Origin of the sequence: Clostridium sp., from assembly GCF_026168755.1 — a bacterium.
GTDB lineage: Bacteria > Bacillota > Clostridia > Clostridiales > Clostridiaceae > Clostridium.
On the sequence record NZ_JAPFDR010000017.1, the window covers coordinates 1 to 21,344 of the forward strand.

Below are 21,344 nucleotides of genomic sequence, written 5' to 3' on the forward strand. Positions count from 1 at the left end.
CGCTACCGCAGGATTTTAAGTCCTGTGCGTCTGCCTGTTCCGCCACTTCAGCGTATATGGTAGCGGAAATAGGACTTGAACCTACGACACCTCGGGTATGAACCGAGTGCTCTAGCCAGCTGAGCTATTCCGCCATGTTTGGTTGCGGGGGCAGGACTTGAACCTACGACCTTCGGGTTATGAGCCCGACGAGCTGCCAACTGCTCCACCCCGCGTTATTAAGTTGAATTTAGTTTGGTGCTGAAGACCGGAATCGAACCGGTACGGTATCGCTACCGCAGGATTTTAAGTCCTGTGCGTCTGCCTGTTCCGCCACTTCAGCGTATTGTTTATCGCCGTCATCTGACGACAAAATTAATTATATATGATGAACATAATACTGTCAACATTTTTTCTCTTTTTTTTTATATTTTTTTATACTTTTTTATAAACACTAGTAAAATAGCCATTTCTAACACTTTTTATTTAAATTCTATAATTAAAATCATAAAATATAAATAAAAAAAGAGAATGATAAATTCAAATATACCATCTCTCTCTTATATATAAAACTATATTATGTTTAAAATCTAAAAACTTTTTCTTGATCTTGCTTTAAATTCTTGATGCTTTTTGAAGTCTTGTTGTCTTTCTTCACTATCTTTTAAGAATCTAGACATTATATCTTCAAAATTTGCTGGAGCAGCTTTCTTTTCAGTTTTCCATTCAATTTCCGCTGGCTTAACTGATTTTTTCTTAACATTAGCTTGTTTTATAGATAAGCTGATTTTTCCATTATCATCTATTGATATAACCTTTACCTTAACCTTATCTTGTTCATTAAGATGCTGTCTTATATCCTTAACAAAAGAATCTGCAACTTCTGAAATATGAACTAATCCTGTCTTACCTTCTATCTCTACGAAAGCTCCGAAGTTCGTAATATTTACCACTGTACCTTCTAATATGTTTCCTGCCATTAAGGTCATTTTACAAAGAATCCTCCTTAAAATTAAATAATCTATGTTATTAATAATAATAACCACATTAATAGAAATTTAAACTAAACCAATTCTATTCTGAATTGTTATCTGAAATAACTTGTTGCTCGCCCTCTTTTATTAGACCTAATCTTTCTCTTGCTAACTTTTCTAAATATTCATTATTACTTTGAGCTCTGTCTAACTCTGCTTGCAACTTAATATTTTTTTCCTTTAACTCTTGTAATTCTTGAGTTTGAGTGGCAATATCACTCTTTATCTTTCTTAGTACAGTTAATTGTTTTATTAAGCATATACTAAAAACTCCTATAATTAAAACAACAATAATTCCCTTAAGGTTTATGTTCTTTTTCATAAATATATAGTACCCTTCTTTTATATCATTCTATAAATATATTGTAAACACTCTACATATTTAATTCAAGATATTTTTTATACTAATTATTTTTTCCAGTAATATTATAAAATATAACTTTAAATGGATATATAATATTTTTAAAAATAACTCTAAGCATCTTGCCTACTCCGTTAACTACCTCTAATTCAAATCTTATACATTTATTACTAATAAATTTCATATACAAACCTAGGGATATTAACATGAATGCATAAACATATACTCCTAAAAATGCATAATTAGTGTAAAGGAGAAATGTAAAAATAACCATAGCAGATAATACCCAAAATAATATGTCTTCTACTACTATTATAATTTGAGGTACTTTGCTTCCTCTAATTACCCTATATAAATCAAACATCAAGCCGGTTAATATACCTGCTAATAATGCATATAATATGATGCTAAATTGTATATTAGTATCTAATGGCATAATAACCTCCTATTTGAAAAGCCTTCCTATTATACTTTCCTTCTCCTTCTTTATTTCTTTTCCACTATAAACAATATAATATATTTCTCCATTTATCATTACATCGCCATTTTGAACGTCTAATTTGTTCATTTTTAAATTTAAGCCCTTTATTGTCAATGCACCTAATTTAGTATTGAGTAATATCTTTTCATCATCAAAACTAATAACCTCTTCTACTCCAGTTAATGTCATTTTCTTTCTATTTTCTAGTATAATGTTCCCTCTATTATCCTCAATTTTATTATCTATTTTTTTCTCCATTATCTATTCCTCCATATATTTCTTGATTAAATATATGAAGTATATTTAAAAATTATTCTTGATCTTCTACCCCTTCTAATATTTCATACATTTCTTTAGCATTTTCTTTTCTTACATGCTCTGCTATATTTACTATCTTCGCCTTTAACTTTCTATTTGCAAATGTAATTTCAATTATATCTCCTTCTTTAACATCAGTTGATGGCTTTGCTACTTTATCATTTATAGATACTCTTCCACCTTCACAAGCTTCCTTAGCAACAGTTCTTCTTTTTATTATTCTTGAAACCTTTAAATATTTATCTAGTCTCATTTATACTTCTCCTTACATTAAAATTATTTTTGTGTATTAAAAAACCCGAGATAACTCGGGCCTACATTTATAATTACTTATTAACTCTTTCCTTAAACTCTTTCCCTGCTTTAAATACTGGAACAGTTGAAGCTGGAATGTTTATAGTTTCTTTAGTTCTTGGGTTTCTTCCTTCTCTAGCTGCTCTTTCTCTAGTTTCGAAAGTACCAAATCCAACTAATTGAACTTTTTCTCCACTTTCTAAAGCTTCTTGAACTGAATCAATGAATGCCTTTAAAGCTGCCTCTGCATCTTTTTTTGTTAATTGGCTCTTTTCAGCCATGCTAGTAATTAATTCTGCTTTATTCACGATTTTACATCCTCCTTAAATAAACAGTTAAAAATATTGTAGTTAACTATTTTTAATTATGTACTATAACTACATTACCTTATTATATATCCACTTTATTCAGTAGTCTATACTAATATGGGTATTTTTCTATAAAAATATATTTATTACAACTTTTTCTTGTAGTATAGTCATTAATTTATTATTCCTCTTAAAAAATATTCTGCATAAACTTTAAAATTCCTTCTATACATGCAGAAAATTCACTTTTTTCTTTACTAATCGTATTTTTTTGAATCTTCCCATAAATCATTCATTTCATCTAATGTAACACTTTTTAAATTTTTACCTTGTCTTAATATATTTTCCTCAACAAAGTTAAATCTTTTTATAAACTTTTTAGTAGATTTGTTTAATGCTTCTTCTTCATCTACATTTAATAATCTAGATACATTAACACAAGCAAATAGCAAGTCTCCAACTTCATTTATTATTTTTTCCCTGTTATTGGTTTTATATACATCTAATACTTCATTTATTTCCTCTTCAATCTTTTTAACTGCTTCATTTACACTTTCAAAATCGAATCCTACTTTAGAAACCTTTTTTTGTACTTTATGAGCCTTTATTAAAGCTGGCAATGTTTTTGCTATTCCATTTATTTCTTCAGTAAGAGTTTCATAACTTTTCTCTTTCTTTTTAAGCTCATCCCAACTCGCTAATACTTCGTCTGAAGTATTAGCAGTTTCATTACCAAAAACATGAGGATGTCTATAAATCATTTTAGAAGTAATTGCCTCTATTACATCTGATATATTAAAATATCCATCTTCTTTACCTATGATTGAATGGAATACAACTTGTAGTAAAACATCACCTAGTTCTTCAATTAATCCATCTATATTGTCATCTTCTATTGCTTCAATCACTTCATAGGCTTCTTCTAAAAGTGCATTTTTTATACTTTCATGAGTTTGCTCTCTATCCCATGCACATCCATTTTCGCTTCTTAAAATTTCTATTGTATCAACTAAATCATAGAAATCTTTTTTATTTTTTATATCTTTAGGAATATATACAGAAGTTAGATAATCTATATCCTCTTGCATATCAAGTTCATATATTGGAATTTTTCTTATAGACTCTTCTCCTTCTATTCCTGCTGCTCTAACATAATAAATTTCAGTTTCATCATGATAATACTCTAGTAATTCAAGCTTAACTTCTGATGCTATTAATGGATTATATACCTGTGTTATTATAGTTCCAATTCTTTTATCCAAAATTTGATTGCTAATATCAAATGCATCTATAATTTTTAATCCTTCTATTGGATCTATTTGTAACCTATCCATCATAGCATCAACAAAACTAACTGCTGGTAATATCTTATACTCAATATCATTTTCTTTACATAGATTAATTAAGTTTAAAACCGATCTTTCTGCAACTAAGGGATGTCCTGGAACTGCATAAACTAACTCTCCAGCTACCTTATATTCTTCTATCATATTTCTAGCAATATTAGAATATACCTCATCAAAACTGCTTCCTTCTTCATAATAAGTATCACAAGTTTTAAAAGACTCTAATCTATTCTTTAAATAATCAACTGTAGGATGCTTTTCTGTTCTAAAATATAAATTTTTACTTCCCTGTAAAGCTTCAACAGCTCCTATAGTTAGTGCATCTGGTGAACCTGGTCCTAATCCAACTATTTTTATCATATAGTACTCTCCTTACATCATTTTCTTGCTAATCTATTCTTTATTTCATCAACTTCAAATACTTTAAAGATTAAAATAGCTATCATATATATAATAATACCCATAAATATTGATAATAAGCAAGAAATACTATTACTATCTAACCTTTCCATAATAAAATTATAACTAAATAAAACTACAATTATCATGGAAATTGCAGCATAACCAGGCTTTACAAAAGACTCATATATACTTACTCTGCATTTAGTTTTAGTTTTAAGTGCTATAAGATTTAATATAGTAACCACAACATAAGCAGAGATACTTGCTATTACTGCACCAAAAACATTTATACTTGGTATAGGAACTAACATAGCTGTTAAAACAATCTTTACAACACATCCTATTACTAAATTAATAACCGGCCTTATATAATGATTAGTTGCTTGCAATATAGAAGTAGTTGTTTGGGTTACTATTATGAAAGGAATAGATATTGAAAGATATCTTAATATCTCTATACCTTCATATTTATCAAAAAACACTAATTTCATTATTGGTCCTGCTAAACAGAACATTCCTAAAGTACATGGTAATGCTATAACGGCAGATAATTTCATTGCTATATTTATTTTGCTTTGCATTTCTTCTTTTCTGTTTAGTATATAATGTTCTGAAATTATTGGAATTAATGACGTACATATTGCCATAGATAAAGTTAATGGTATATTTACTAATACAGCTGCTTTACCAGTAAGTTGTCCATATAATGCTGTTGCATTTGCAACTCCTGACTCCATCAACTTTTGTGGAACTAAAATAGAATCTATTAAATTCATTATAGTACCAACTGTAGCTCCTAAAGAAATAGGAATTGATATTTTTAATATTTTATTTAATACTTCTGTGTTAGTCTTTACTTTTTTAATTCCCATCTCTCTTCTTACACGTAAATATTTAAACCATAAATATATACATGCTATAAAAGCACCACCAGCTGCACCAAATGCAGCACCACCAGCTGAATACTCAATACCTTTTGGTAAAAGTATATAAGCTAGTCCAACTCCGATTATAACTCTACCAATTTGTTCTACTATTTGTGATGTCCCTGATGGTGTCATATTCTGTAGTCCTTGGAAGAACCCCCTAAATATGCTCACAAATGAAACCATCATAGGTGCAAAAGATATTCCTATTAATGCATAATATGATTTCATATCCCATTTCAAAAAATTAATAATTGGTTTTGCAAAAAAGAATAATATTAATGATGTTCCAATTCCTAATGTCATCATTAAATAAGCTGATTCCTTAACAACTTCATAACTACCTTCAACATCACTCATTGCATTTTTTTCAGAAATCATTTTCGAAACTGCCACAGGCACTCCACTTGCCATTGCAACAAAAAACATATATAAAGGATAGGATAACTGATAATACCCTATTCCTTCATCACCTATTAGCATAATTAATGGCCATCTAAAGAAAAATCCTAATACCTTTGCAACCATTCCTGCTAATCCCAAAACTAAGCTTCCTTTTATAAGAGACTGCTTTTTCATAAAATACCTCCAAACTCAAATTACTGACTAATACTAATTTTTATTTAAAGCTTAGAGGTATTATTACATATATTCTGTGTTTATTTAACAAATATTGTAATATATATTCAATTACTTATTGTTCCATTTGCTTTCCTAAGAAAGCTGCTGCAGTTTCTGCTAATTTTAATTCTAAATCACCAAATTGTTCTCCTGAATCTTTTGAGACTATAAGCACAGCTCCAATAGCGTCCCCTTCTGCTATTATTGGTGCAATTACTTGGCTTGTATATTCTCCTTGCTCCTCATCATTATGTAGTGGTATTGTTTTACCTTCGTCTGTTATTATAGAAGCTTTTCTTCCATCCATAATTGATTCTAATTCTGAGCTTATCTTTCTTTCAAAATAATCCTTTTTTGTTGCTCCACTTATAGATATAAAAGCATCTTTATCCGCAATTAAAACAATATGACCAATTGATTGTTGTAGACTTTCTGCATATTCTTTAGAGAAGTCTGTTAGCTCTCCAATAGGAGAATATTTTTTTAATATTACCCCACCCTCTCTATCTGTAAATATTTCTAATGGATCTCCTTCTCTAATTCTTAAAGTTCTTCTTATTTCTTTTGGTATAACTACTCTTCCTAAATCATCAATACGTCTAACTATTCCTGTAGCTTTCATTATTATGAGTTACCTCCTTAATTAAGTTTATATAATTAACTGCAGTATTATTATTTGAACTATTAGAAATTTTATACACATATACCCAATATTTATCCTTTACTATTTATTGAGGAATTCTTTGAAGTCTATGGTAATAAGACAAAAATATTTAAAATAAAAAAAGTTAAGCAAAATTGTGAATTTTGCTTAACTTTTAATTAAGAACTATAATCTATTCTCATATAACTTAACATTTAAGTCTTTTTTCCATTTCTCTAATGTTGAATCATATGTTTCTTGTTGCTTTTTACTTAATAAAGTAGATTTTATAGTATCCTTAACTTCATCAAGTGAAGTTACCTTTTCTTCTGTTTGAACACCTTCAACTTTAATTATATGGTAACCAAATGAACTTTTAATTGGTGCTGAAATTTCACCTTCTTTTAAAGTCTTAAACCCAGCTAAGAAATCTGTATCAAAGCCATCTTGCTCATTTTCAACATATCCTAAATCCTCTGATAAAGGTTTTGTTTGTGATGATTTATTAGCTTCATATTGTGAATATAAATCCTCAAAAGTAGTTTCTCCTGAATCTATTTTATTCTTGGCAGCTTGTGCTTCCTCTTCAGTTTCAAATAAAACATGCTTAGCGTTTGCTCCAGGCTTAGCTGTATATTTATCAATATTATCATTATAATATTGCTCAACTTCTTCATCACTTACAGTTACATCCTTTGTCATAGCTTCTTTAACCTTTTCAGTTTTAACCATGTTTTCTAAAAATGAATTAAATTTTTCATCTGTCATTCCATAATATTCTAAAGCTTCTTTTAATCCCTCTTCTCCACCATATGCTTCTACAAAATTAGCTCTTTCTTCTTCTATAGCAGTTGCTAACTCCTCATCTGATGGCATATATTCAAGCTCTGTACCCTTAGTTATTAACACTTTATCATTAACTAACTGCTCTAACACTTGTGTTCTAAGTGTTTTTAATTGTTCTTTTAAAGTATCATCAATACTATTTTCATAATCCTCACCATATGTTTCTATTAAATAGTCTATATTAGCTTGTATTTCACTATTTACATCAGCCATAGTAATTTTTTCTTCTCCAACTTTTGCTAAAACAGTTTTTTGTATAGCTTCCGGAGTCTTTTCTATCATTTTACATCCTGTTATTGAAAAAGCCATTGTCGTTATGGCTGCAGCCACCACTATATTTTTTATTTTTCTCAATTCATTTCCCTCACTTTACTTAAATAATAATTTGTTACATACAATTAGTATATCAGTAATATCATTTTTATTCAAATTTACTGTCTATTTTTTACGTGAATTTTCAATTAATTCTTTAAGAATTGTCTTATAGAAATTCAACATTTCCTCTTTTTTTATAGTATTAATTCTTACAGCAAAAAACGGCGTCTCTCCAAAGTATAAAACCACATTATCTTTATACTTACTCAATAGCACACTATATATTTCATTAACTTTCTTAAAACCTTTTGAGAATTTAAATCGTATCTCTTTTTGATTTTCCTTTATTTCTTCAATTAATAGAACCTTTGCTAAACTCTTAATATAAGCTATATCCATTAAGTTATAAACAGCTTCCGGAATAGCAGAGTATCTATCTTCCAACTCTTCTTTTATCTCATTATAATCATTCATATTTTCAATTGCTGCTATTTTCTTATAAACCTCTATCTTTTGTATTTCATCTTCAATATAAGAAGATGGAATATAAGCATTCATTTTAATATCAACAGTAGTTTCAATAGGCTCTTGATCTATCTCACCTTTAATTAGCTTAACAGTATCCTCTAACATTCTACAATATAAGTCGTATCCAATAGCTGCCATATGGCCATGTTGAGATGACCCCATCATGTTCCCCGCACCTCTTATTTCTAAATCCCTCATAGCAATTTTAAAACCAGAACCAAGCTCAGTAAAATCTTTTAAAGCCTTTAATCTCTTTTCAGCAACTTCAGTTAGTACCTTATCTTTAGTATACATAAAATATGCATAGGCTATTTTATTTGAACGTCCAACTCTTCCTCTTAATTGATATAATTGAGATAACCCCATTTTATCTGAATTATTTACTATCATCGTATTTACATTTGGTATATCAATACCTGTTTCTATAATAGTTGTACATACTAAAACATCATATTCCTTTTGCATAAAATTAATCATTTCAGTCTCAAGCTCTTTTTCTGTCATCTTACCATGAATAATTCCAACTTTACACTCAGGAACCAACTCTTTTATATAATTTGCTGCACTTTGTATACTTTCTACTCTATTATATACAAAATAAACTTGCCCATCTCTTGCAACTTCTCTTAAAATTGCATCTCTAATAAGCTGGTCATTTTGTTCTACAACATATGTTTGAATAGGATATCTTTCTTCAGGTGGAGTTTCTATAACTGATATATCTCTAACACCTGTAAGTGACATATGAAGGGTTCTTGGAATTGGTGTTGCACTTAATGTAAGTACATCTACATTTTTCTTTAAAGACTTTATCTTTTCTTTTTGAGCAACTCCAAATCTTTGTTCTTCATCTACTATCAGTAACCCTAAGTCTTTAAATGAAATATCCTTTGATACTAATCTATGAGTTCCTATTAAAATATCCACATTTCCTTCTTTTAAAGCCTGTAAAGTAGCCTTTTGTTGCTTTGTAGTTCTAAACCTACTAATCATATCTATCTTAACTGGAAAATCTGAAAATCTCTTTTTTAAATTTTTATAATGTTGTTCAGCTAATATAGTTGTTGGAACAAGGAATGCAACCTGTTTTCCATCCATAACAGCTTTAAAAGCAGCTCTTATGGCTACCTCTGTTTTACCATATCCAACATCTCCACAAAGTAATCTATCCATCGGCTTATCTGATTCCATATCATGCTTTATTTCTTCTAATGATGATAATTGGTCAGGAGTCTCTTCATACGGGAACTCATCCTCAAATTGTCTTTGCCATTCTGTATCTTTAGAATATTTATATCCTTTTAATGCTGCTCTAGCTGCATATAACTTTACTAAATCTTCAGCAATCTCATTAATTGATTTTCTAACCTTGGCCTTAGCTTTTTGCCACTCATTTCCACCTAATTTATTAACTTTAGGTGCCTTTCCTTCACTTCCGATATATTTTTGAACTAAATCTAATTGATCAACAGGAACATAAAGCTTATCCCCTTTATCATATACAATATCTAAATAATCTCTTGTATTACCTGCTATATCAATTTGTTTAATTCCTTTAAATACACCTATACCATGATTTGCATGTACTACATAATCTCCTGGTTTTAACTCTGCAAAACTCGTTATCTTTCCTACGCCTTTTTTCTTATTAGTCTTTTTAGGTAAAGATTTTTTAGCTTCACCAAACACTTCCTTATCAGATATTACACATACCTTCAAGTCAGGATATTCGAATCCTTTCATTAGATTCCCAAATGTAACTACCGCTTGACCTAATTCAATATTATCTACTTCATCCTTATAAACACTTTCAACTTCTCTATCTCTAAGTGTCTTTACTAACCTTTCTCCTCTAGTTCTAGTACCTGCTAATATTAAAGTTCTAAATCCATTTGATTTCCTTGATTTTATATCTTCAATAAGCAACTCTAATTGTCCATTATAATTATTAGATGTAATTTGATTTAACTCTATACTAGTTAATGGAAATAACATATCTGCTCTTGTGTCAAATGTATTTAATGTTATGACATCAGATTTCTCCAGCTTCATTAATAATTCTTCTTTATCTATTAACAATTTGTTTTGAGAAGGTAATATATCACCTCTTTGAAAAAAAGCTAAATAATTTTCATTGAATTCATAGTATATACTTTCAATTTTTCCATGACATCTTTTTAAATCATCAATAATAAATGTATATCCTTCTAAATAATCAAAAAGTGATTCCATTTCTTCATAAAAGAAAGGTAAATAGCTATCAACTGTTTCAAATGTTGAATTTTCATTTAACATCTCTAAATTCTTATTAATTATTCCTCTTATCTTATCAACTTGTTCGCTATCTTTTTTATTTGATTTTTCAATTATTGAATCTAATTCACTAATTATTTTATCGTTTGCACTCTTTTTTGCTTCTTCATCAACTATTACTTCTTTTGCCGGAAAAATTTCCATAGATTCAACTTTTTCAATACTTCTCTGGGATTCTATATTAAAAGTTCTAATTGAATCTATTTCATCTCCAAAAAGCTCGATTCTATATGGATAAACAGCTGTAGGAGGGAAAACGTCCAGTATCCCTCCTCTAAATGAAAATTCACCTTTACCTTCTACTACCTCAACTCTTTCATATCCACACTCAACTAATTTTTTTGAAATATCTTTTAAATCTACTTCATCACCATTTTTTATAGTAATACTATAATTAAAGTATTTTTTTCTAGGTGTGTATAATGCAGTCAATGCATCAACTGATGTAACTATTATTTTTTTATTTTTATTATTAAGTATTTCTTTTATTACCTTTAATCTTGCCCATCTAAGATCTCCTGAAATTGCATCAACATTATAAAATACAACTTCTCTTATGGGTAAAAAGTATACATTATTCGCATAAAGACTTAAGTCCTCATATAAATTTTTAGCTTCAATTTCATTATGTGTTACTACAACTAAAGAATTTTCTATTTCATTAAATATTCCATCTATTATATAACTTTTTCCCGAATCCGATAATCCAGATATGTTTATTGGGAATTTTTTATTTTTTATACTATTTATCGCTGTAATAAACTTATCATTTTCTTGTAAGGGTTTTAATAGCCCCTGTAGCCTCATTTTATCACCTTCCACAACTTCTCTTTAACTTTATTTACATGCATTAAATCCATTTAACTTATTCATCGCTTCTTTAGTATCTGATTTTAATATTATACTTACTGCATCACTTGATGCCTTTATTGTTTCTCTTAAAATTTCAATTTCATCTTCACTAAATTTTCCTAATACATGTGAAACCAAATTACCCTTTGGTGCTCCTACTCCTATTTTAACTCTTGGAAATATGTCAGTTCCTAAGTTAGCTATAATACTTTTTATTCCATTATGTCCACCATGACTACCTTTTTCTCTTATTCTTAATCTTCCTACTTCCAAGCTAATATCATCATAAATTACAATAACTTCTTCATTGGGTATTTTATAAAAGTTAATTACTTCTCTAATACTTTCCCCACTTAAGTTCATATAAGTAGTTGGCTTTAATAAAATTACTTTTTTTCCATTTATAAATCCTTCGCCAAACACACCTTTAAATTTTATCCTATTTAATTCTATATTATACTTATCAGCAATATAGTCTATAGCTGCAAATCCTATATTATGTCTTGTTCCATCATACTCTTTCCCCGGATTTCCTAATCCAACTATTAAAAACATTCTTTATTCCTCCGTTACTTTTAAAGTGACTATTTTATATTATACCATTTTTCAATAATAAAAGTTTTATATTATTATATTAAATTGAATTTTAAAAGAAAAATTTAGACCAATTCTTAAGTAGAATTAGTCTAAATTCATTTATATTTAGTATATTTTAATATCTACACTCTTCATTTCACCTTCACTTAAAACTTTACAATGTAGTATATCATCTTTTTTCTTGTTTTGTAATAATTGTATTAAATCATCAGCATTTTCAACATTATATCCATCTACTTCTATAATAATATCTGTAGGTTTAATACCAGCTAAATATGCACTTCCATCTTTATCTAACTCTTGTATGTATAACCCACTAAAATCTTTTACTTCATCAACAACTATTCCACCATCAATTATTCCTAAAAGCCTTTTAAATGCATTTGTTGAATTTATAATATCTTTAAATTCTTCCATTTGTAACCCGTAATAAAGACCATCTTCATTTCGTTCATTAGTAATAGATAAATCAGCAATTCCAACTAATTCTCCATTTGAATTACAAATTGCACCACCTGTATTTTTTTCGTTTATAGGTGCATTTATTTGTAAAAGTGATTGCTCTTTCCCATCTTCTATAGTTATCTTTTCATTTTTTGATGTAATTATGCCAGGAATTGAACTTCCTATATAGTCATCACCTATAGCATTTCCTAATACAACTATTCCTTGCCCTTCTTTTATACTCTCTGAGTCTGCTATTTTTATAGGTTGTAGCTCTCCATCAAATTCTATTTTTATTATGGCTAAATTTTTAGCCTCATTTTCAACTAGTATTTGTGCTTTTATGGGTGTTGCTGCTACTGATGATAACTTTACATATACATTACTTTTTCCTTTGATTCCAGAATAGTTTGTTAATATTATTCCACTTGAATCTATTATAACTCCAGTCGTATTTCCTTCAAAATATTCATCTTCAGTAAGTTTTTCTGCCGAATCACTAATGCTAACTAATGACGGTGATACTTCTTTTATAATTTTTGTATAATCTAATATGACCATATCTGTGCTTTCTTTAATTTCTTTAATCTGTTGTATAGCTCCGCCATACTTATTTTTAATATTTATATTAGATATAATTGAACCTAAAACCCCTGCTATTACTACATATAGAATTATTTTAGCACCAAATTTCACTCTTGTTCTAGTAGTATTTTTCTTTTCAAAAATTATATTAGATATCCTATCTTGTGGATTGTTCGATATTTTTCTTTTTCTGTCTTCTTTATTACTCATATCTACCTCCAACTATTGAAATATTGTATATAAAAAATAACTTCAATATTTCTAATCATATATCAAAATCTAATTTTTGATATTATCTTACCGCTTATTTTTAGCTGTTCCTTTGTAATGTAAATATAAATCTTACACCTTTATCTTCTACATTCTCTACACATATATCTTGATTGTGTTGTGATAATATTAATCTTACTATAGACAGTCCAAGTCCTGTACTAATTTTATTAGTTCTTGACTTGTCACTCTTATAAAACCTATCCCAAATATGGTTTAAATCATTTTCTGAAAGAATATCGCAGGAGTTAAATATACTTACAAATATTTTTTCACCCTTTGTTGATATATTAACTTCTATTTGACCATTGTCATCACTATATTTAATAGCATTTTCAAGTAAATTCGTCATAACTTGAAGTATTCTATCTCTATCACCTATTGCGAAACATCTTTTCTCATGGAATATTGCTTTAACATTTAGTCCCTTTGTCTGTATCTTATTTTCTAAATTTAATATACACAAACTTATTGTTTGATTGATATCAAATTCAGAAATATTTAAGTTAAATTTTCCTGACTCCATAGCTGAAATATCTAATAAATCATTAACAAGCCTAGCTAATCTATCAATTTCATCATAAACTATTTTTAAATAATAATTTTCCTTATCTCTTGGAATAACCCCATCTAATATTCCACCAATAAATCCCTTTATTGAAGTTATAGGCGAGCGTAATTCATGAGAAACATTTGAAATAAACTCTCTTCTAATATTATCAGATTGTTCTATAGATTTTGCCATTCTATTAAATGATTGAGCTAATTCTCCTATTTCATTATTCCCAACAACTTTAACTCTTTCTTGAACATCACCTTTTGCTAGCCTTTTTGCAGCATTATTAATCTGCTCTATTGGTTCTACTACTAATAATTGTGCAAAATATTTTACAATTGCTCCTGCAATTATTACTGCTAATATAATAGATATCCATATTATAAATATTGTATTCTTTTCATTTACTGGTTCATTCTCAACCATTATTATGTAAGCATCTAATTGTTTATTAGAATAGACAGGCTTAATAAATGCACCAACTATTGAATTATTATCATTTTTTATTGAAATTTTCTTATAAACTATATTTTCATTAGTTGGCATATTAAGGCTACTTATATCTATATTTGTGTACTTAAGACTACTGTAATCATTGCTAGATACCATATAGACATAGCCTAATCTATCTACTATAATTCCGTTCATATCCCTTGTTAAACACGCTATCTTTAATAATCTATTAACTTCATCGTAAGTACCATCTTGATAATTTAAATAACTGCCTAATGCTTCTGAAATAACATCTAATTGTTTATTTAGTGTATCTACAAGTTCATCATTACTAATTCTGTAAAAACCTACACTTAACACTAATCCAACAAGTATTAAAACCCCACCTGTTATTGAAGAAAAGGTAATTATTAACTTTCGTACTATACTATTTTTCTTCACTTATCTCACCTCAAACTTATAACCAACACCCCATACTGTTTGAAGTTCCCAATTTTCTCCACCTTTAACCTTTTCTCTTAATCTTTTTATATGAACATCAACAGTTCTTGAATCTCCAGGATAATCATATCCCCATACTTCATACATAAGTTGTTCTCTAGTAAAAACTTTATTAGGATTGCTTGCCATAAAATGAAGTAACTCTAATTCCTTAGGTGCCAATTTCACAGTGCTTCCTTTGTATGTTACCTCATATCCTCCAATATCAATTGTTAAGTCTGAATATTTAATTACATCTTTTGATTGATTATCAACTGTATATCTTCTTGTTACAGCTTTAACTCTTGCTAATAATTCTTTAGGATCAAATGGTTTTACCATATAATCATCAGCCCCCAGCTCTAATGCAAGTACTTTATCAAATACTTCACCCTTTGCTGTTAACATTATTACTGGAATATCGCTACTTTTTCTTATATATTTAAGAACCTCTATTCCATCTTTTCCTGGTAACATTACATCTAATATTACTAATCCTATATCTTCTGATGCCACTATGTTACAAGCATCATTTCCATTAAAACATTTTTTAGTGCTATATCCTCCACTTTTTAAATACATATCTATAAGTTCATTAATATGAACATCATCATCTACTATTAAAACTTTTTCTAATTTCTCTTTCATCCTTCATCCACCTTCCTTATTTATTATTTTATACTATATTTAAAAAAACAATAATAGAGTTTTTATAAAATTTACATTTGTAACACAATATTTAAAAACATAAAAATAGACTGCTACATCCGTAGCAGTCACAAATTATTAATTTTCAAATAATTTACTTATTGGCTCATCATCATATATTCTTTTAATTGCTTCTGCGAATAATGGTGCAACAGAAATGGATTTAAATTTATCTAATCCTTCTTGATCTGGAAGTGGAATAGTATTTAACATTACTAACTCTTCAATTGCAGAATTATTTATTCTTTCAAATGCTGGTCCTGATAATACTCCATGAGTGCAACAAGCATAAACATTCTTTGCTCCTAATTCCTTTAATGCATTTGCAGCATTTGCTATAGTTCCAGCAGTATCAATCATATCATCAATTAATATACATCTTTTCCCATCAATATCTCCTATAATATTCATTATCTCAGATACATTTGCCTTTGGTCTTCTCTTATCAATAATTGCAATTGGTGCATTTAATTTATCAGCAAATTTTCTTGCTCTAGTAACACTACCTAAATCTGGTGATACAACAACTACATCCTCTTGATCGCTAAACCCTTTATCAACAAAACTCTTAGCTAATATTGGTGAACCTAATAAATGATCCACTGGTATGTTAAAATATCCTTGAATTTGAGAAGCATGTAAATCCATTGTTAATACTCTATCTGCTCCTGCTGCTGTTAATATGTCTGCAACTAATTTTGCAGTAATCGGATCTCTTGATTTTGCCTTTCTATCTTGTCTAGCATATCCATAATACGGAATAACCGCTGTTATTCTACCAGCTGATGCTCTCTTAAAGGCATCTATCATTATTAATAATTCCATTAAGTTATTATTAACTGGTGAGCTAGTTGATTGTACTATAAATACATCTACTCCTCTTACTGTTTCATTAATATCTACTGATATTTCACCATCACTAAAAGTTGAAACTTTTGCACTTCCTAGTGGTATTCCAAGTAAGTCAGCAATTTCTTTTGCTAGTTCAGGGTGTGAATTCCCTGTAAATATTTTTATTTTTTTCCCATGAGATATCATAATTATGAGACCCTCCTTAATTTGCAATAAATCTTGCCATATTTATCTTATAGTTTAATATATATTATATTATTTTTTCTTAATAAGACCTTTTTTATCTACCCAACCTTCAATATTCCTTTGCTTAGCTCTAGCAACTGCTAACTCTCCACTTTTTACATCATTAGTAATAGTCGAACCAGCTGCAATATAAGTATTATCTTCTACTGTAACAGGTGAGATTAAATTTGTATTACATCCAATAAAACTATTATTTCCTATAATAGTTTTGTTCTTATTTTTACCATCATAGTTAACAGTAACAGTTCCACAACCAAAGTTGCAACCTTCTCCTACTTCAGCATCTCCTACATAAGTTAAATGAGATACTTTAGTATTATTACCTATTGTAGATTTTTTTATTTCCACAAAATCACCAATTCTTACATTTTTCCCAATTATAGATTGTGGACGAATATAAGCAAATGGACCAACTGTAGTGTTGCTTCCAACTTCACTTTCTAGTATTACAGATGATTGTATTTCTACACCTTCTCCAATAAAACTATTATTAATTCTTGAGTTTGGATATAACATGCAGTTTTTACTTATTACTGTGTTTCCTTCAATAACATTGCCTGGATATATTATAGTATCTTGCCCTATCTCTACATCAATCCCTATATATGTCATATTAGGATCAATTATAGTTACTCCATTTTCTAAGTGTTTATTATTTATTCTCTTTCTTAAAATAGCTTCAACTTCTGCAAGTTGAGCTCTTGAGTTTACCCCTAACGTTTCTTCGTAATTTATTACAAGTGCCCCAACCTTTTCATTTTTTTCCTTCATCATTCCAATTACATCAGTTAAATAATATTCTCCTTGAGAATTATGATTAGAAAGGTTGTTTAAGCATTTAACTAAGCTCTCGATTTCAAAGCAGTACATTCCTGAATTTATTTCTCTAACTTTTATTTCTTCTTCATTACAATCTTTATGCTCAACTATCTTTAATACTTCATTTTCATTTCTTATAACTCTTCCATATCCTGAAGCATCATTCAAAATAGAAGTAAGTATAGTTGCACTATTTCCACTTTCTTTATGTACCTTAAATAATTCTTCTATAGTTTCCTCTTTTATTAAAGGAGCATCTCCATTAAAAACTGCAACTGTTCCATTTTTATTTTTTAAGAAATCTATAGCGCACTTAACAGCATGACCTGTACCTAATTGTTCTTCTTGTAATGAATAACTAACATTTCTTGCTTTAGTATTTTCTTTAACTAATTCTGCACCTTTACCTATGATAACATTTATATCTTCTACATTCCCTTTTCTTAATGTATCAATTAAATGATTAACCATTTCTTTACCAGAAACCTTATGTAGGACTTTAGGTAAATCTGATTTAATTCTCTTTCCTTGACCTGCTGCTAATATTAGAGCACATTTATACATAAATTCACCTCTCTATAAAACTTAAGGATAAAACCTTAATTTTATCCTAAAATGTTCGTGTAATTTCTTATATATTATATTTCATTAACTAAAGTATTTCAACACCTCAATAAAATTATAAAATAAGAGGAATATATCTACTCATATATTCCTCTTATTTAAAACTATTATTCAGTTATAACAACGTTTTCTTCTTCTTCTACTGCAGCCTGATAAGCCTTTAATATAGATGATTGAATTTTCTCCCTAGTGTCTGTATTTATTGGATGAGCAATATCCTTAAATTCTCCATCTGGTGTTTTTCTACTTGGCATTGCAATAAATAAACCATTTTGTCCTTCAATAACTTTAATATCATGAACAACGAATTCATTATCAAATGTTATAGAAACTATAGCTTTCATTTTTCCTTCTGCTGCTATTTTTCTGATTCTAACGTCTGTGATTGTCATTTCACTACACCTCCAGTTGCTTTATAATAATACTATTTCTATAAAAAGTTTAAAAATCCTTTTTTTTACTTAGATTTTTTAAAATTTTCCTATAATTTATTTTATTTATTTTTAAAGCAACTAGATTGTCTATTATTTTATAAAAGCAGATGGTCTAACGTTAAGTTTTTCCTCTTCTTTATTGTATTCTAAATCAATAATTGAAATATAATCAGATGTTCTCTTATTTTCTATTCCAACATTATCAACAAGCACTCCTGTTCCAACTAATTCACTATCAAATTCTTTTAAAAGATCTTTAATTCCTTCAGCTGTTCCACCACCTCTTAAGAAATCGTCTATAAATACGCACTTACTTGATGGTTTCATGCATTTTTTAGCTAATGCCATTTGTTGAATTCTTCCACTTGTACCAGATACATAATTAATTGTGACCGTAGGGCCTTCTGTAATTTTATTATCTTTTCTTATTATTACTAATTCTATACCAAGACTCTTAGCAACTTCGTATGCTAAAGGAATTCCTTTTGTTTCAACAGTAACTATATAATCTATATTCATATTTTGAAAATGCGAAGCTAAAATAACCCCAGCTTTACTTACTATTTGTGGATTATACATTATATCTGTCAAATAAACAAAGTTTCCTGGTACAATTCTACCATCTTCTAATAATGCTTCACATAGTTCATTTGCAAACTCTTCTTTGTCTTGTTTACCCATTGAAGGAATAAACTTAATTCCTCCTGCTGCTCCAGAAATAGTCTCTATAGATCCCATCTCTAATTTTTCCAATACTTCTCTAACTATTACTATATCTTCACTAATAGTTGATTTAGCTGCATTTAAAAGTTCCGAAAATCTATTTAATCCTATAACCTTATTAGGAGTTTCTATTAATATCTTTGTAATGGCTACAACTCTATTATTTCTACTTAATTTTTCCACTTTACTCACCTTCCTTATTTTCTCAAAAACACGAATTTTTTTCAATTTATTTCACCCGAATATTCATATTTTATTCTATATTCATTACATTATCAATACTTTTTTAAGTTATTTATCAGTAATTCTTTTATATAAATTATTTTCTTTGTTTAATTATAAAAATTTATCTTTTTTCTTCCATATTATAAACACTTTTCTTAATGTATATAATTTGGCTATTTTTTTGTAAAATATTTTATATATTTTTTATTTTTTGTGTTCAACCTAGCAAATTTGTATATAATTATAAATATATATTAAATGATAATCTAAGCTTTAATTTAATTAATTAAAGTTACATAGAACATACTCATTAAATATTAGAAACAAAAATCTCATATTATAATTATACAATAAAGGGGTTGATATATTGTCTTTCGATCTAAATTCAAGTAAAAATAGAAAAGTACATTTTATTGGAATTGGTGGAGTAAGTATGAGTGGACTTGCTGCCGTTCTATTAACAAAAGGTTATAAAGTATCTGGCTCTGATGCTAAAGAATCTGAAGTTATAAATAAACTTAGAGCATCTGGTGCTGAAATTTACATAGGGCATAAAGGTGCAAACCTTAAAAATGTTGATTTAGTAGTATATACTGCTGCTATCCCTTCTACTAACCCTGAAATAATTGAAGCAAAAAATAAAAATATAGAATTAATGGATAGAGCTGAATTTTTAGGCTATATAATGAAAGGCCATAAATACAACGTTGCTGTTGCTGGAACTCATGGAAAAACAACAACAACTTCTATGTTATCTCATATAACATTAAATGCAAACTTAGATCCTACAATTTTAGTTGGTGGCGATGTTGATGCCATTAATGGTAATTATAAAATTGGTGAAAGTGAGTATTTTGTGACAGAAGCTTGTGAATATAAAGCTTCATTTTTAAAATTCTATCCTTATATAGGAATAATATTAAATATAGATGCAGATCATTTAGATTACTATAGAGATATAAATCACATTGAAGATACTTTCAAAAAGTTCTCTGATTTAATTCCACCTGATGGTTATTTAGTTGGTTGTGCAGAGGATGATAGAGTATTAGAAGTTATAAATTACGCAAAATGTAATACTATGAGTTATGGCTTTACTAAAGGTGATGTAACTGCAACTAATATTTCTTTTAATAATAAAGGTTGTGCTAAATTTACAGTTTGTAAAGATAGTGAAAATTTATTTGATGTAACATTAAACACAACCGGAAAGCATAATATACTTAATGCTCTTGCAACTATATGTAGTTCTTTAATATTAAATATTCCTAAAGAGGCTATAATTGCTGGATTAGCTGAATGTAAGGGAGCTCATAAAAGATTTGAATATAAAGGAGAGTTTAAAGGAACTACTATAATAGATGACTATGCTCATCATCCTGTTGAAATAAAAGCAACATTAGATACAGCAAAACTTATTGAACACAATAAAACATATTGTGTATTCCAACCACATACTTATACTAGAACAAAAACACTTTTTAATGAGTTTACAACTTGTTTCTCTTCTGCTGATGAATTAATCTTAATGGATATTTATGCTGCAAGGGAAAAAGATACAGGTTTAGTGTCTTCTAATGAACTTGGAGATGCCATAAGAAAAACTGGATTAAGTTGTATAAACCTTCATAACCATGAAGAAGTTGCTAATTACTTAGCATCAAAAGTTCAACCTAAAGATTTAATACTTACAGTAGGTGCTGGAGATGTTGTTAAAGTTGGCGATATACTTTTAAATAGAGCAAAAGAAAAATAACGAGG

The 21,344-nt window shown here is 28.5% G+C and carries 20 protein-coding genes and 3 tRNA genes; 1 reads left to right on the plus strand and 22 read right to left on the minus strand.

All coding sequences use genetic code 11. The features are described 5' to 3' along the window. Positions 1 to 57: 57 nt before the first annotated feature. From Q0Y03_RS08065 to purR, 22 genes are all read right to left on the minus strand, one after another. Positions 58 to 134 (minus strand) — tRNA-Met (locus Q0Y03_RS08065). Between the two features lie 5 nt (positions 135 to 139). Further along, positions 140 to 215: transfer RNA gene (locus Q0Y03_RS08070), tRNA-Met, on the minus strand. Positions 216 to 235: 20 nt separating this feature from the next. Then, positions 236 to 322: transfer RNA gene (locus Q0Y03_RS08075), tRNA-Leu, on the minus strand. A gap of 247 nt (positions 323 to 569) precedes the next feature. Beyond that, positions 570 to 968, minus strand: coding sequence for a S1 domain-containing RNA-binding protein (locus Q0Y03_RS08080; RefSeq protein WP_133014606.1), 399 nt, complete (start codon positions 966 to 968; stop codon positions 570 to 572). An 85-nt stretch (positions 969 to 1,053) separates the two neighbouring features. Further along, entirely contained in the window at positions 1,054 to 1,335 is a 282-nt protein-coding gene (locus Q0Y03_RS08085; RefSeq protein ID WP_297713329.1) for a septum formation initiator family protein, read from the minus strand. An 82-nt stretch (positions 1,336 to 1,417) separates the two neighbouring features. Continuing rightward, complete coding sequence (yabQ, locus tag Q0Y03_RS08090; protein ID WP_297713330.1) at positions 1,418 to 1,810, minus strand: spore cortex biosynthesis protein YabQ; 393 nt, start codon at positions 1,808 to 1,810, stop codon at positions 1,418 to 1,420. 9 nt (positions 1,811 to 1,819) lie between these two features. Next, positions 1,820 to 2,113 (minus strand): sporulation protein YabP, encoded by a 294-nt coding sequence (yabP, locus tag Q0Y03_RS08095; RefSeq protein ID WP_148323359.1) that lies wholly within the window; start codon positions 2,111 to 2,113, stop codon positions 1,820 to 1,822. 52 nt (positions 2,114 to 2,165) lie between these two features. Then, positions 2,166 to 2,426: an RNA-binding S4 domain-containing protein gene (locus Q0Y03_RS08100; protein ID WP_195468726.1), complete on the minus strand. Its 261-nt coding sequence runs from the start codon at positions 2,424 to 2,426 to the stop codon at positions 2,166 to 2,168. A gap of 73 nt (positions 2,427 to 2,499) precedes the next feature. Next, a complete protein-coding gene (locus Q0Y03_RS08105) occupies positions 2,500 to 2,775 on the minus strand; it encodes an HU family DNA-binding protein (RefSeq protein WP_297713331.1) in 276 nt (91 codons plus the stop codon). A gap of 257 nt (positions 2,776 to 3,032) precedes the next feature. Beyond that, on the minus strand, positions 3,033 to 4,481 hold the full coding sequence (gene mazG / locus Q0Y03_RS08110) for a nucleoside triphosphate pyrophosphohydrolase (RefSeq protein WP_297713332.1): 1,449 nt from the start codon (positions 4,479 to 4,481) through the stop codon (positions 3,033 to 3,035). Between the two features lie 17 nt (positions 4,482 to 4,498). Further along, entirely contained in the window at positions 4,499 to 6,028 is a 1,530-nt protein-coding gene (locus Q0Y03_RS08115; protein ID WP_297713333.1) for a polysaccharide biosynthesis protein, read from the minus strand. A 115-nt stretch (positions 6,029 to 6,143) separates the two neighbouring features. Further along, the gene (gene spoVT, locus Q0Y03_RS08120) at positions 6,144 to 6,692 is read right to left on the minus strand and encodes a stage V sporulation protein T (RefSeq protein WP_297713334.1); all 549 of its coding nucleotides are present in this window, start codon (positions 6,690 to 6,692) and stop codon (positions 6,144 to 6,146) included. Positions 6,693 to 6,899: 207 nt separating this feature from the next. Beyond that, positions 6,900 to 7,913 carry a peptidylprolyl isomerase gene (locus Q0Y03_RS08125; RefSeq protein ID WP_297713335.1) on the minus strand — a complete coding sequence of 338 codons (1,014 nt, stop codon included), beginning with the start codon at positions 7,911 to 7,913 and terminating at the stop codon, positions 6,900 to 6,902. Between the two features lie 84 nt (positions 7,914 to 7,997). Then, positions 7,998 to 11,522, minus strand: coding sequence for a transcription-repair coupling factor (mfd, locus tag Q0Y03_RS08130; protein ID WP_297713336.1), 3,525 nt, complete (start codon positions 11,520 to 11,522; stop codon positions 7,998 to 8,000). 30 nt (positions 11,523 to 11,552) lie between these two features. Beyond that, entirely contained in the window at positions 11,553 to 12,122 is a 570-nt protein-coding gene (gene pth, locus Q0Y03_RS08135) for an aminoacyl-tRNA hydrolase (protein ID WP_297713338.1), read from the minus strand. A gap of 147 nt (positions 12,123 to 12,269) precedes the next feature. Next, a complete protein-coding gene (locus tag Q0Y03_RS08140; protein ID WP_297713339.1) occupies positions 12,270 to 13,403 on the minus strand; it encodes a S1C family serine protease in 1,134 nt (377 codons plus the stop codon). Positions 13,404 to 13,503: 100 nt separating this feature from the next. After that, complete coding sequence (locus tag Q0Y03_RS08145; RefSeq protein ID WP_297713340.1) at positions 13,504 to 14,913, minus strand: HAMP domain-containing sensor histidine kinase; 1,410 nt, start codon at positions 14,911 to 14,913, stop codon at positions 13,504 to 13,506. Beyond that, positions 14,914 to 15,600, minus strand: a complete 687-nt coding sequence (locus Q0Y03_RS08150; protein WP_297713342.1) for a response regulator transcription factor — start codon at positions 15,598 to 15,600, stop codon at positions 14,914 to 14,916. 138 nt (positions 15,601 to 15,738) lie between these two features. Then, positions 15,739 to 16,698 (minus strand): ribose-phosphate diphosphokinase, encoded by a 960-nt coding sequence (locus Q0Y03_RS08155; protein WP_297713343.1) that lies wholly within the window; start codon positions 16,696 to 16,698, stop codon positions 15,739 to 15,741. A gap of 69 nt (positions 16,699 to 16,767) precedes the next feature. Next, positions 16,768 to 18,141: a bifunctional UDP-N-acetylglucosamine diphosphorylase/glucosamine-1-phosphate N-acetyltransferase GlmU gene (glmU, locus tag Q0Y03_RS08160; protein ID WP_297713344.1), complete on the minus strand. Its 1,374-nt coding sequence runs from the start codon at positions 18,139 to 18,141 to the stop codon at positions 16,768 to 16,770. Positions 18,142 to 18,308: 167 nt separating this feature from the next. Continuing rightward, a complete protein-coding gene (spoVG, locus tag Q0Y03_RS08165) occupies positions 18,309 to 18,593 on the minus strand; it encodes a septation regulator SpoVG (protein WP_297713345.1) in 285 nt (94 codons plus the stop codon). 132 nt (positions 18,594 to 18,725) lie between these two features. Then, positions 18,726 to 19,541 carry a pur operon repressor gene (gene purR / locus Q0Y03_RS08170; RefSeq protein WP_297713346.1) on the minus strand — a complete coding sequence of 272 codons (816 nt, stop codon included), beginning with the start codon at positions 19,539 to 19,541 and terminating at the stop codon, positions 18,726 to 18,728. 409 nt (positions 19,542 to 19,950) lie between these two features. Between purR and murC the strand changes: the two genes are divergently transcribed. Then, positions 19,951 to 21,339, plus strand: a complete 1,389-nt coding sequence (gene murC / locus Q0Y03_RS08175) for a UDP-N-acetylmuramate--L-alanine ligase (protein WP_297713347.1) — start codon at positions 19,951 to 19,953, stop codon at positions 21,337 to 21,339. Positions 21,340 to 21,344 lie beyond the last annotated feature (5 nt).